The sequence below is a fragment of the Gracilibacillus alcaliphilus genome (assembly GCF_016909015.1).
GTDB lineage: Bacteria > Bacillota > Bacilli > Bacillales > Amphibacillaceae > Gracilibacillus > Gracilibacillus alcaliphilus.
This window is the reverse complement of the sequence record NZ_JAFBFA010000038.1, coordinates 1-12708: the sequence shown is the minus strand read 5'-3', so window position 1 is coordinate 12708 and position 12708 is coordinate 1. Positions and strand designations below refer to the sequence as shown.

The 12708-nt window shown below is 40.4% G+C and carries 10 protein-coding genes and 1 tRNA gene; 6 read left to right on the top strand and 5 right to left on the bottom strand.

Features of this window, described 5'->3' with window-relative positions; genetic code table 11:
- The first annotated feature begins 37 nt into the window (after nt 1-37).
- From JOD18_RS20325 to JOD18_RS20315, 3 genes are all read left to right on the top strand, one after another.
- Nucleotides 38-577, top strand: a complete 540-nt coding sequence (locus JOD18_RS20325; RefSeq protein ID WP_204670959.1) for an acyl-CoA thioester hydrolase/BAAT C-terminal domain-containing protein — start codon at nt 38-40, stop codon at nt 575-577.
- A gap of 8 nt (nt 578-585) precedes the next feature.
- On the top strand, nt 586-780 hold the full coding sequence (locus tag JOD18_RS20320; RefSeq protein WP_204670958.1) for a hypothetical protein: 195 nt from the start codon (nt 586-588) through the stop codon (nt 778-780).
- A 181-nt stretch (nt 781-961) separates the two neighbouring features.
- Nucleotides 962-1330 (top strand): GntR family transcriptional regulator, encoded by a 369-nt coding sequence (locus JOD18_RS20315; RefSeq protein WP_204670957.1) that lies wholly within the window; start codon nt 962-964, stop codon nt 1328-1330.
- 704 nt (nt 1331-2034) lie between these two features.
- Here the strand turns inward: JOD18_RS20315 and JOD18_RS20310 are convergent.
- The 5 genes from JOD18_RS20310 to JOD18_RS20290 all read right to left on the bottom strand — a co-directional run bounded on the left by JOD18_RS20310 (nt 2035) and on the right by JOD18_RS20290 (nt 6772).
- On the bottom strand, nt 2035-3762 hold the full coding sequence (locus tag JOD18_RS20310; protein ID WP_204670956.1) for an ABC transporter ATP-binding protein: 1728 nt from the start codon (nt 3760-3762) through the stop codon (nt 2035-2037).
- Between the two features lie 497 nt (nt 3763-4259).
- Nucleotides 4260-4952 carry a hypothetical protein gene (locus JOD18_RS20305; RefSeq protein WP_239588267.1) on the bottom strand — a complete coding sequence of 231 codons (693 nt, stop codon included), beginning with the start codon at nt 4950-4952 and terminating at the stop codon, nt 4260-4262.
- 70 nt (nt 4953-5022) lie between these two features.
- Nucleotides 5023-5559, bottom strand: a complete 537-nt coding sequence (locus JOD18_RS20300) for a hypothetical protein (RefSeq protein ID WP_204670955.1) — start codon at nt 5557-5559, stop codon at nt 5023-5025.
- Nucleotides 5556-6365 (bottom strand): MerR family transcriptional regulator, encoded by an 810-nt coding sequence (locus JOD18_RS20295; RefSeq protein ID WP_204670954.1) that lies wholly within the window; start codon nt 6363-6365, stop codon nt 5556-5558. The genes JOD18_RS20300 and JOD18_RS20295 overlap by 4 nt, the downstream gene beginning before the upstream one ends.
- A 314-nt stretch (nt 6366-6679) precedes the next feature.
- Nucleotides 6680-6772, bottom strand: a tRNA-Ser gene (locus JOD18_RS20290).
- A gap of 950 nt (nt 6773-7722) precedes the next feature.
- Here JOD18_RS20290 and JOD18_RS20285 point away from each other — a divergent pair.
- From JOD18_RS20285 to JOD18_RS20280, 3 genes are all read left to right on the top strand, one after another.
- On the top strand, nt 7723-7875 hold the full coding sequence (locus JOD18_RS20285) for a hypothetical protein (RefSeq protein ID WP_204670953.1): 153 nt from the start codon (nt 7723-7725) through the stop codon (nt 7873-7875).
- A 24-nt stretch (nt 7876-7899) separates the two neighbouring features.
- On the top strand, nt 7900-8031 hold the full coding sequence (locus JOD18_RS24700) for a hypothetical protein (RefSeq protein ID WP_275583067.1): 132 nt from the start codon (nt 7900-7902) through the stop codon (nt 8029-8031).
- Nucleotides 8032-8078: 47 nt separating this feature from the next.
- On the top strand, nt 8079-12708 hold a 4630-nt coding region (locus JOD18_RS20280; protein WP_204670952.1), incomplete at its 3' end, for an OmpL47-type beta-barrel domain-containing protein.

Sequence of the window (12708 nt, the reverse complement as noted above, 5' to 3'; positions counted from 1 at the left end):
GAGATTCTATAACGTCAATAAATATAATGTCTCAGACATGCAAGAAACAGAGAATTATCATGACTTGTCCGATTATCCAGAACAATTTTCATACGGAACAGTCCGGTACTTTAAAAACGGAATGGCAAGTGGTTTTCATTTACAACCAGATACACCGATAGCGGCGGAACCCATTGTTGTCTTTGGCGGCTCTGAAGGAAGCAGTAATTTCCCTTTGGCAGAACAAATATCCGAACAAGGCTATGAGGTGTATTCCTTGTTCTTTTTTGGAGCCGATAATCAGGTGGATACATTGAACAAAATACTATTGGAATTCTTCCAAGATTTCTTGGATGAGGCCGAATTAAATAATGAGGATATAACGATTATTGGAGGCTCAAAAGGTGCAGAGCTCGCTTTAGTGCTTACTAATTATTATAACGAAGTCCATCATTTGGTGTTATACACACCTAGCAGCTATATCTATCAAGGCTTAGTTTTTAACGAGGAAGCAAGATCTTCTTGGATATGGGAAGATACCGAGATGCTTTATATTGATATAACACACAATCCAGTTTCCCTTCTTTTATCAAATTGATGTTTGATATGTTTGTGTTAAACCCTGTATCCTATCGTCCCACTTATGAAACAGCTGTTGAGATGAATGATCACAGCCAAGAAGCGCGAATTGATCTATCTCACATTGACGGTCATGCCTTACTGTTAGCCGGTGAACAAAACGAAGGGGATATTGCTGCTAAGGAAATCGGGGAAGTCTTAGATGATCAAGCAAAGTGGTAATTTATCCAGAAGCAGGACATGTATTTGGTGCACCGCCTCAACTGGTCGGGATGAAATTAGGCGATACAGAAGAGCAGAAGAGGCCAATATGGAGGCAAAACAGGATAGCGATCAGAAACTATTCGAATTTTTAAATAAATACAGCGCGGATTAAACGGGACGAAAGGATGGTGAAAGACAGATGTCTACTTCATTTCACGATAGTAAACCTATTTTTGTTCAAGTACGTGAACGAATTGAAGACCAGATTGTTAATGATCAGCTGAAAGAAGGAGAGCAAGCCCCTTCTACTAATCAACTGGTACAGTTTTATAAAATTAACCATGCGACCATTTCCAAAGGCGTCACTCAATTAGTTGAGGAAGGAATTTTGTTTAAGAAACGGGGTGTTGGTATGTTTGTGGCAGAAGGAGCTAAACAAAAGCTCATACAGAAACGGAAGCAAGCCTTTATGGATAACTATGTAATTGGCTTAGTACAAGAAGCTAAGAAGCTGCAGATTAGTGAGAATGAAATTATTGAATTAATTAAACAGGCAAAAGGGAGGTAATTAACATGCGGCCTACCCCGAGAAATCTTTTATCAAGAAATATTGGTTGATCAAGAACGATACCCTCGTACGATCATTTTATCCACGCATCTTGTTTCTGAAATGGAATATCTATTTGATGAGGTGTGATCATTGATCAAGGAAAAGTGATCTTACAAGATACAAATGATAATTTGATGGAACATGGAACAAGGGGTCTCCATTACAGGAACAGTCAAAAGCAGTTGATACCTTTACTTAACCCTTCCAAGTCCTGAGCACACACCAATTAGCTGGAATGTGGTCTACGGCTCCTTAACAGAGCAACAGCACAGCTAGGCGCAAACACTGGGCTTAGAAATTGGACCGATATCACTGCATGATTTATTTGTCCATTTTACCTGTTTCTATTTGTTCATGAAGCCGGTTAATCTTGATTTCCTTGCGGATAACAGGATCGTCTCCACTTACATGCTTGTGCTGGGAATTATTCATTTTTATGCTAGCTTCGATTTCTATACAAAAAACGGGGGCACACGAAGGAATTTCTCTTGGCAGGTCTGTTAACCGGAGCAATCTACTAACTAGTCAAAAATGCAGATATGCGTTTTTCATAAGGAAGATGAAGGGCATCCCCTCTCTTTCTAATCGACGGAATAGCAATCTATCCATTCAACACGAAAAAAACGCCAAAAAGTCTGTACTTGGCGTTTTTTTTCTAAATATTAAGTCAATTGCTGTTCAGCAAAAGAACGATACAGTTCATGCTGCTCCAATAACTCTTGATGAGTCCCTCTCCCTGTAATCTTACCTTGCTCAATAAAAATAATTTGATCGGCATGGACAATGGTTGCCAGACGGTGGGCAATAACAAAGGTTGTTCGGCCTTCCATTAAACGATGCAATGCCTTTTGCACCACTTGTTCTGACTGGCTGTCAAGACTTGCCGTCGCTTCATCCAGCAACAATAATTTCGGATTGCGCAGGAAGGCGCGGGCAATATTGATCCGTTGGCGCTGTCCGCCTGATAATTTGGTTCCTCTTTCTCCTACTTCTGTATCTAATCCTTTCGGAAGCTCTTTGATAAATTGTTCGGCATAAGCCATTCTTGCTACTTCCCATAGCTGTTCATCTGTTACTTCACTGGCATTCGCTAGGCCGTAGGTTAAATTCTCTCTGACTGTACCAGACATCATGGAGCTTTCTTGTGATACATAACCAAGCTGTGAACGCCAAGATCGCATCGATAATTCATCAATCGACTGATCGCCAATCAATACTTGACCCTGGGTTGGATTGTAATAGCGCTCGATCAAACCGAATACCGTTGTTTTCCCGCCGCCACTAGGGCCAGCAAAGGCAATCATTTCGCCAGAAGCAGCCGAAAAAGACATATCGGTAATAACCGGCTCTCCCTCTTCATAAGCAAAATGAACATTTTGGAAGGTTAGCGGTAACCCATCAATCGAACGGTCTACCCCTTGATTCCTTTCTTCTACATCTTCATCTAGAATCTCCATAATACGGCCAGTAGCACCTTTTGCTTTTTGTAATTCGGTAAAGAACATAGCAAAGGTTGTAATCGGGAAAACAATTTGGAATAGATATAACAAGAAGGCAACCAATGACCCCGTTGACATCGTTCCTTCTTCGACCCGAATCCCGCCATAACCGATAATAGCGACGATCACCAACATAACGATCATATACATAAATGGTGCGATTACAGAAAAAATCTTTGCTTCCCTTAATCCAGTTTTAAGTAAATGAAGAATACCTGTGTTACCTTTTTTAGCCTCTACATCCTCTGCGGTAGAGGATTTCATTAACTTAATTTCACTAATGGTTTGCTGGATTTCTCCTTGAAAGGTAGCAGTCTGATCCTGCAATTTTCTGGATATTTTCGACATTTTTGAACCTAATGGCATCATCACGGCTACGGTAAGCGGCACCGCGATAAACATCATTAAGGTCATGCGCCAATCCATTACTAAAAGTATAATGACCGCACCGATAATCGAAATTAAACCAGATATAAACTGGGGAAAATGTTGAGATACCAGATCTTTCACAATTCCGGTATCATTAATGACACGACTGACCGATTCGCCACTCGGCTGTTGCTCAAAATAACGTACTGGCAGCCGAATGAGCTTAGACCAAATCGATTCCCGCAATCCAGCCACTACCTTTTGCCCGACAAAAGCCAGCGCATAGGCAGAAAAACCATCTATTAAGGCATGCAGAATAAAGATACCAATGATCAGCGCGATAAATCCGATACTGATAGACGTAATAGAAAATCCATCCACTAATTCTCTGGTCAGTAATGGAATGGTTAAGCCTACCAATGTGGTTAACACACTGCCTAGTAAACCGAGCACTAAAACAAACTTGGGCAGTTTAAGTGAAAAAATGAGTGATACAAAAGCTTTAACTGATTGGTTTTCCATATCATATCTCCTTATGCTTTACTTTTTTCTTCATCGACTCTACTATCAATACATAAATACCCACATCATTTGGACATCCGTCATTACTGCATTCCTCCTTTACCTTTTCTTCCTCTATCATATAACATTTATGCAAGTGCCGGCTTTTTCATCCATACCGCTTATTTTACAAATGACCACACAGAAAAACTCGTCACGGTACTAGAATGTTTTAGTTTAAAGTTTTACTTCATAGTGTAATCATCTGTTTTAGAACTTTCAGATTGGAACGAAAAGCGCAAAGTGCCCTTTTAAAAACGTAGAGATTGGAGCGTCACAACGGAGATAAAGGCAACACGACGACGGAAGGAGTCGATGTGGACTTATCGTAGGGCGTGACATGAAATCTCTAAAGTGTGGCGCTTGGAGCTGGAAATGGCTATTCTTAAATAAAAATGTACGCATGAAAAATTATATACTTTCTGACCTTGTAAAAAAGACTGTCGAAATAAGTTTTTCTATCCATCCGTTTGTCTTTCCCTGATAGACTCTAACAGCTTCTCGGGCTGATCCGCCCTAAACACAACAGAATTTACCAACCTCTGCTTGCCAAAAAATCCTTTCACCTGTACTGGTTGTTTTAAGAAAATCTCATACTGTGGTGAATCGATCTTTAATAAAGAATCATAGGTATGTTTTACTTCTTTTTCAAATAAATCCCCTGCCTTAGCATGCTTAATGCTTTCAATATTGTCAACAGCTACAGTAATACTGCTCTGGTATCCTAATCGAATAAGCAGTGCATCTTGTTCTAACTTATGTGGCAAATAACGGACCGAATTATAGAAACCAATCATATACAATAGGCCATAAATATGCAGAATTGTAAAAATCCAAGCCGCTATACTGCTCCACTGATGAAGGAGAAAATGAAACAATGTTCCCTCCACCGTAATTAGAATCAAACATAGGATAATGATGGTTTTTATTTGCGAATCCTTATGATACGTAAAATCTCTTTCTGTATCCACATTAGGCGGTTTAAACCAAATAAACAGGGAGTAATAGATTACACGAAATTCCCTTAACACGGCATGCAAGACCAAACGCTTAGACATCGCATGCGGCCTAATCCATAAGACATATATTGATAATGTGGCAATAAATATTATCGCAAGTGTTATAGCAATATAAATTATGTCGTTCACCATCCCTACATGCAGCAGATAATAACTGCCCCCAAAATCAGCAGCAGTAATACAAATAAAACAGATAATCTTCTCATTCTCCTACATCCTTATGAGCATTTTCTTCCTTTTCCATCATATAATTCATCGTTTCTTCGAGCCACTTTTTATACACGCCGTCAGGAATAACTTCCATCACCTCATCCTGAATTTCAAGAAAAGCCTGATGATCTGGATTCAGACCTCCGACTGATTTGGAATGATCGGTATAGTTCACGGTAAGATAAGCAAAGCGTCCATCTTCCGAATTAGTCGATAAATCTTCCGTTAATGTATGGAATGAATGATCCGTAATACTCTTTTTTACTTGTTGTACTTGTTCTGGGACAATTTGTACTTCTATTATCGGGGCTTTTGGGTCTATATCTCCATCGTTTTCTTCTGTTGAGTATACATTTACACGTCCGTCCTCATAAAGAGCTATATTACGGTAGAATGATTCATGAATTTGAATCGGCCCAGCTGGTGCGGTTGTTGCGATAATAACAGGCTGATCCGTTGAAAAATCCGATTCAGCATCGCAGCCCAGCAAAACAGTCAGCAGCAGCAGACTAGATAGGACTGCTTTCATTGTTCATTCTCCTTTTTAGCACTTTCATAAAAATGGCCAAAGGCTGCTTCCAGCCATGCTTCTTCTTGTTTTGTTAAGGGGATATAGGTTAGCTTCTCCATCTCTTTCAAAAACTGATTGATTTGTTCCTCATTCTCCTGTTGATATATATCTATTTGAAAGATATGTTCCAAATCTTCCAGACTATCTAATCCTAACAACTCGACCAAATAGTTAAGGAGCTGCTTTAGCAATGTGGTTACTTCTGGATCATCAACCGGCATGCCAGCTACCCGTTTCACCTCTTTTAGAAATTGAAGCATAAACTGCTCCCATCGCATCTTTTCTGTTACGCTGGAGTCAAATAACCTAGACCATACCTCTTCTTTCATAATCGGTTTGGCAATCTCCATTTGTCTTTTCTCTGATTGCATATTTGACAATAGACTGAACAGAAGCTGACTGTCAATTTCCTGTTCTTGATCTATTAGATGAACGGTACGCTCAATCGTTTCTAAGGCCATTTCAATCCGTTCTTTATCCTCTTTTAATTTAGCTTCCTGCATCCGTAAGGTATCTTTAAAACGTAAATCCAGCTGGTCGGATTGGATATACTTTTTGATTTCCCCTAACTGGAAACCGAGAAATTTCATCGTCATAATTTGATGTAATCGAATCGCATCATCCTTCTTATATGTGCGATGACCAGTTGTTTGGTTACGGTTCGGCTGCATAAGTCCCTTCTCTTCATAATAGTGCAAGGTTCGAACAGAGACACCGGTATAGGTCGCAAATTGACTAACGGTAAAGGATTCTTCCTCCATCATACATTACCTCCTATTCGTTAATCTTATCCTATCATCTAACGTAACGTGAGATGCAAGGGATTTTATAAAAATTCTTTCAAAAAGCGATTTCCCAATTAAGAAAAAGCAAGTAGTACTTGGGACTTTTTAGCCAAGTGTGGTGTCCGCTCCGAAAAGTCGCTTTCCGGGGGCATGGCTTCAACCCTTGGAAAACGGAGCCTATTTCTGGAGAAATTACACACCCATTTTTGATACTCTCCCTATATACTAAAAAAAGTCGCTACCGATAAAGATAGCGACTTTTCTATGTATGTATATTCATTATTTTAATGGTATGGCGGAGGAGGAGGGATTCGAACCCCCGCGAGCCGTGAAGCCCCTGTCGGTTTTCAAGACCGATCCCTTCAGCCGGACTTGGGTACTCCTCCGTATCACTGACGACAAATAACAATATAGCATATACAGTAAGACAAGTCAAGAATATTTTTAAAGAATCTATGTGTCTTGTTCCGTTAATTACAGCCAATAGAATTAATTAATTTTTTACAGATAGAGTTAATACTTTTTTTATTTCTGCTCTTTTATTTTAGCAAGCATGTACTCATTCCTCACAGACAAGCTGCTGTTATGAATGTTTTAATAAACCTACCGGAAAATCCGAACTCATTCACATACTAGCATTTAATGATCATTCGAATTTTTCGTTTAATAAAGTCTAGTCTTCTTATCCCTTATACCTTTCTTCTGTTACTCCCATCGTCAGAATAAACTTACCGATATAATCCCCATTGGCATATCCTGAAGTGATTGACCTGCAGCAGCGTCTCTGCTGGTAAATCAAGCAGCAGTTGAATCGATGTCTGCGTATCCTTTACCTTAATAATTGTATCTGGCGCCACTGAATAGGCGGTATAATCTCGGTTGTTGTGATTGATTCTTTGGACTCTTCTTTAGTGTTTTCTGGTGCTACTTCTACAACTACTTGACTTAACATATTATTTAAAAGTAATATACAAAAATATTTCTTTCTATGAAATTATAATCCATACAATATTATCACTCTCCTTGAAGAAAATTCATTTTTGATTAAAACGACCTATATAATCTGAAACTAATCACCTATAAAAATAGGCCAGATACATATTAGTGGTTATTTGTAAAATAAGTACCTTTTGGTTAATACATGGTTTTCAGATTAATGAATAAGTCGTCCAAATACAGCTTTTTTAATTATATTAGTTGAATATTACTTATAAGTAATATAAAATAAGTAGTAAATTTGCACGAGAAAATCCATCCCACAGTTAATCTATATCTGTGACTGTAAATACCTTTTGTAGAACTTTTGATCTAATTTTTATAAAGAGGAGGAGTCAGAATGAAAAAAAAGAAAAGAGTGTTCACAGCCAAGTTTAAAAAAGATGGAACCGTTATTATCACTGAATCGAATGCCTTCAATCATCTGGATGTAAAGGGCTGGACAGTACTACAGAGGTCATCACTGGCAGGCCATACGATTGGGCTTAATTAAAAAACTTAATTACTGGTGGAAATAATGATTTATGGTCAAAGGAAGGTAGAAAACTGGGAGAACATTGTTCAAGTCGCTGCTGGTGGAGATCATACAGTTGGCATGAAAAAAGCAGCCGACTTCCCCCGTGCAAGTACTCATTGTACAAATATATAAATTAGGAAGACTAATACGCCGCGATTGGACAGGAAAGGATGGATAAAATGTCGAAACGAAAATGCAAAACAGGAATTTTTTTGCTGATTATCTTACTGATCAGCGCGTTATTTCCCCCAATAGAGACACAGAATGTTTATGCTGAAGAATCAGGACCTAAACAATTGCAAGAGTTAGAACAAGGAGAGGAAATCATTTTTGCTAGTGCGGAATGGATTGTGCTAGAGCCGAGCGAGGGCTATATCTTAAGGAAGGAATCAATTGGAAATAGACAGTTTGATAACGGGACATCTTTGTCGAACCGATTTGACCCATCGGATGCAAGCAATCTCGCTCACTATTTAAATGGGGACTACTATGATGAGGCGTTCACATCTGCGGAACAAGCTGTCATTGAAGAAAGAATTTGGGGAATTGGAGATGAACATGATGAGAATGCGGATCAAGTCAACGCCAATATAGGTTTATTATCCTATGAAGAATGGCGTGCGTACAGCAAATCTTATAATAGCAGTGATGGTTTTTTAGATGATCCTGCAAGCAGGATGTGGTTACGGACACCGACTTCCTCCACGGATGGTGCTGTTTGGACCGCTTGGTACGGGAGTCCAATGGGAGCTCTTGTGTACAATCTCAGCTTAGCTATGCATCCCGTTTTAACATTGAAATCTGACATCGCAGTATCTGATGACAATGAAGTAATATTGCCTCCCAAACAATTGCAAGATTTAGAGCAAGGAGAGGAAATTACCTTTGCCGGTACAGAATGGATTGTGCTGGAGCCGGATGAGGGGTATGTCTTAAGGAAGGAATCGATTAGAAATAGACAGTTTAATACAAATTGGTGGCTGGAAAGTTCAAACCGATTTGATCCATGGAAGCAATATAATCTTGCTCATTATTTGAATGTGGATTACTATAACGAAGCGTTCACCTCTGCGGAACAATCTGCCATTGAACCGAGAGACTGGGGAATTGGAGATGAGACAGATGAGAATGCGGATCAAGTCAACACCAACATTGGTTTACTGTCTTATGGAGAATGGGAGGAGTACAGCAAATTTTATAATAGCAGTAATGGTTTTTTAGATAACCCTGAACGTGAAATGTGGTTACGGACACCTTCTTCCAGTCGTAATACTGACGTTTGGTATGTAGGGCAGACTGGTATTCTGGGTGCTTGTCATGTGAGCGTCTGCAACTTCGCTGTACGTCCAGCTTTGACTCTGAAATCTGACATCTTTGTATTGGATGAGAAGGAATTGATTGTGGCAGATATAACGTTTGATCCAAACGGAACAGGGGATACATGGACACAGGAACACGAAACAACGGTAACAGTAAACAAATTTGTTAAGGCTTCTGATGTGCAATATACATGGTCGACAGAAACAACGAAACCAAATGAAGAGGAAGACTGGAAAGCATTAGAAGTAAATGAGGAAGGTAGAGCAAAATCTATCAAAACGCCAGAAAAAGCGACAGGAGAATATTATCTCCATATGCAAGGGAAAGACATCACCGATAGAGATTTTCATATACATTCGAAAGTGTTTAAGATAGATAATAGAAACCCAACAGCCCCATCAATCGACACACCAACCGAGTGGACGAATGTTCCAACAGTGAAAATTACAGCTGGAGAAGATGAAGACAGTGGTGTGGATGATACGAAATATCGACTTCAAGGAAATGATGACGAGGAATGGGGAGAATGGCAGACACTTGATGAAACAGGTAAAGTGAAGATAGAAGCAGAAGGAGAAACAATGATACAAGCACGTACGATTGATCGGGCAGGAAATCAGAGCGAGGTGACGGAGGTAACAGTCAAAATCGATCAAACGAAACCTGATATTGCTTTTAATCCGAATGGTAATAATAAAGTGGCAAAAGAAGGCTCTACAAAGGTAACGGTGACAGATGAGGGAAGTGGTGTAGACGAAGATTCTCTTTTCTATATTTGGTCACAAAGTGAGACGTCACCAGACGAGGAGGCGGAATGGTCTGCCTTTACCAATGGAGAAAAACTGACAAAAACAAGAGCTGATGGTGACTGGTATTTGCATATTCAAGCGACAGACCGTGCGGGAAATCAAGCATATGCGGTGACTAATGTTTTTGTGTTGGATAATACGCCACCAGAGGCTCCAGAGATACATCCAGATACAGCCGATTGGACAAATAACGATGTCACTGTGCGTATCGAGGGGGAGGAAGAAGATGCGACCATTCAATACCAACTCAATGGAACAGAGGATGAGGCTTGGAGAGAGTATAAAGAAGAACTGGTTATTACAGAGGAAGGCGAAACAACGATTTATGCCCGAGCAATAGACGAAGTAGGAAATATCAGTGACATAGCTGACGTAACGGTAAAAATCGATCGAAGTAATCCAGAAATTACGATAGACATGACACAAGGTAACGATGGAACGGCCTATGAAAACGATACTTGGACGCATCAAGCCGTACATCTATCACTGAAAGTGACAGATCAAGCCATCAAGGATTGGACGATTAAGGTCAATGGGGAGATTGTGGCAGATGTAAACAACTTTACGCATGCTTTTTCCATCACAAAAGCAGGAACACATTCGCTAACAGTGACAGCGGCGGATAAGGCAGGAAATCAGGCGGAAGAAACCCGCACCATCCGTATCGATCAAACACCTCCTTCTAAACCAGTCATTCAGTTGAGTGCAGAAGGTTGGACGAATGCCGAAGTGGTAACAGCAACCATCATTGCCGGAGAAGATCAAGAAAGTGGTGTAGACCAGACACAGTATCGGATCGGGGAAGGAGAATGGGCGGCCTATGATCAGCCTTTATCCATCGACGAAGCAGGTGAGACAAAGATCGAAGCACGTACCATTGATCAAGCAGGAAATATCAGTGACATAGCTGAAGTTATTGTAAAAATAAAACGGAACATACCGGCTAAACCAGTGATCCATGTGGAAACAAGCGATTGGACGAATGCAGAGATGGTTTCTGTGGAGCTGACAACCGATGAAGCGGGTGGAACGCTCGAATATCAGTTGAATGATACAGAAGAAGGCTGGTTGACCTATACAGAAGGAATGGCAATTTCAGAAGAGGGAATAACAAAAATTTATGCCCGAGTGGTAGACCAAGCAGGAAATGTAAGTGAGGTGGCCGAAGCCATGGTCAAAATCGACCGTCACGCTCCCACACTAACCTTGTTAGGTGATAATCCTATGTACGTTGGATATAAGGAAATATTTGAAGATCCTGGCTACGAAGTGGAGGATAACTTTACTGAGGATGTAACTGTGAAAGTGACAGGAGAAGTAAATACCAGCCAAGTAGATGTGTATGAGCTGACCTACAAGGTGCAAGATATGGCAGGAAATGAAACAAGCAAGACCCGATCAGTACATGTCGTGTATGAGGAATCTCCCATCATCCTCTTAGATGGAGAAAACCCACTCATATTAGAAGTGGGTACAGCCTACGAAGAACCCGGTGCAACTGCAACAGATCAAGCAGGGAACGACATTAGTGAACAAATGAAAATTACCGATACTATCGATACGTCCAAACTAGGAAGCTATCAAGTCACCTATGAGGTGGAAGATGACTCTGGAAACAAATCCAAAGCCACTCGTAATGTAGAAGTAGTTGACACAACAGCACCAGAAATCACCCTGAATGGCGAAGCAGAAATTACGCTAGAACTAGGTGACAGCTATCAAGAAGCAGGAGCTGTGGCCTCTGATAATTATGATGGCAATTTGAACGAGGCTATTCGAATCACAGGAGATGTCCTTACCAACAAAACAGGAACCTATCACGTCACCTATACTGTAACAGATAGCTCCAATAATGTTGCCAGTGTTACGCGTACCGTTTATGTAATAGATACGACGGCACCAAATGATGTGACGCTGGAAATAACGGAAGTCACTACAGAGAAAATCACGTTCATTTTTTCCGCACAAGACGCAGGGGGAATTAAGGAGTACATTCTATCCAGAAATGGCATAGAAATCACGCGTATCAACGGGGAAGCGACCACCTATACAGATCAGACCGTGGAAGCAGGTACGACCTATCTCTACAAACTCGAGGCAATCGATCCATCTGGCAATGCTGCTTCTGCAACGGTGGAGATAACGACAAAGGAAGCAGAACCAACACAAGGCGCACCAATAGAAGTAAACTATGTAGATGAAACAGGCAAGGCAGTAGCTGAACCCGAAAAACTAACTGGTAACCTGGGAGAAGCCTATAAAACTGAGCCAAAAATAATAACAGGTTATCAGCTGATTGAAACACCAGAGAATGCAACGGGTACGTTTACCGAAGAAGCACAAACTGTCATCTATGTCTATGCACTAATAGAAGAGGAACCAACACAAGGCGCACCAATAGAAGTAAACTATGTAGATGAAACAGGCAAGGCAGTAGCTGAACCTGAAAAACTAACTGGTAATTTGGGAGAAGCCTATAAAACTGAGCCAAAAGTAATAACAGGTTATCAGCTGATAGAAACACCAGAGAATGCAACAGGTAAGTTTACCGAGGAAGCACAAACTGTCACCTATGTCTATGCACCAATAGAAGAGGAACCAACACAAGGCGCACCAATAGAAGTAAACTATGTAGATGAAACAGGCAAGGCAGTAGCTGAACCTGAAAAACTAACTGGTA

Coding starts and splice junctions, on each gene's coding strand:
- JOD18_RS20325 (WP_204670959.1), top strand. CDS start 38: ATGCAAGAAACAGAGAATTATCATGACTTGTCCGATTATCCAGAACAA.
- JOD18_RS20320 (WP_204670958.1), top strand. CDS start 586: ATGTTTGTGTTAAACCCTGTATCCTATCGTCCCACTTATGAAACAGCT.
- JOD18_RS20315 (WP_204670957.1), top strand. CDS start 962: ATGTCTACTTCATTTCACGATAGTAAACCTATTTTTGTTCAAGTACGT.
- JOD18_RS20310 (WP_204670956.1), bottom strand. CDS start 3,762: ATGGAAAACCAATCAGTTAAAGCTTTTGTATCACTCATTTTTTCACTT.
- JOD18_RS20305 (WP_239588267.1), bottom strand. CDS start 4,952: ATGGTGAACGACATAATTTATATTGCTATAACACTTGCGATAATATTT.
- JOD18_RS20300 (WP_204670955.1), bottom strand. CDS start 5,559: ATGAAAGCAGTCCTATCTAGTCTGCTGCTGCTGACTGTTTTGCTGGGC.
- JOD18_RS20295 (WP_204670954.1), bottom strand. CDS start 6,365: ATGATGGAGGAAGAATCCTTTACCGTTAGTCAATTTGCGACCTATACC.
- JOD18_RS20285 (WP_204670953.1), top strand. CDS start 7,723: ATGAAAAAAAAGAAAAGAGTGTTCACAGCCAAGTTTAAAAAAGATGGA.
- JOD18_RS24700 (WP_275583067.1), top strand. CDS start 7,900: ATGATTTATGGTCAAAGGAAGGTAGAAAACTGGGAGAACATTGTTCAA.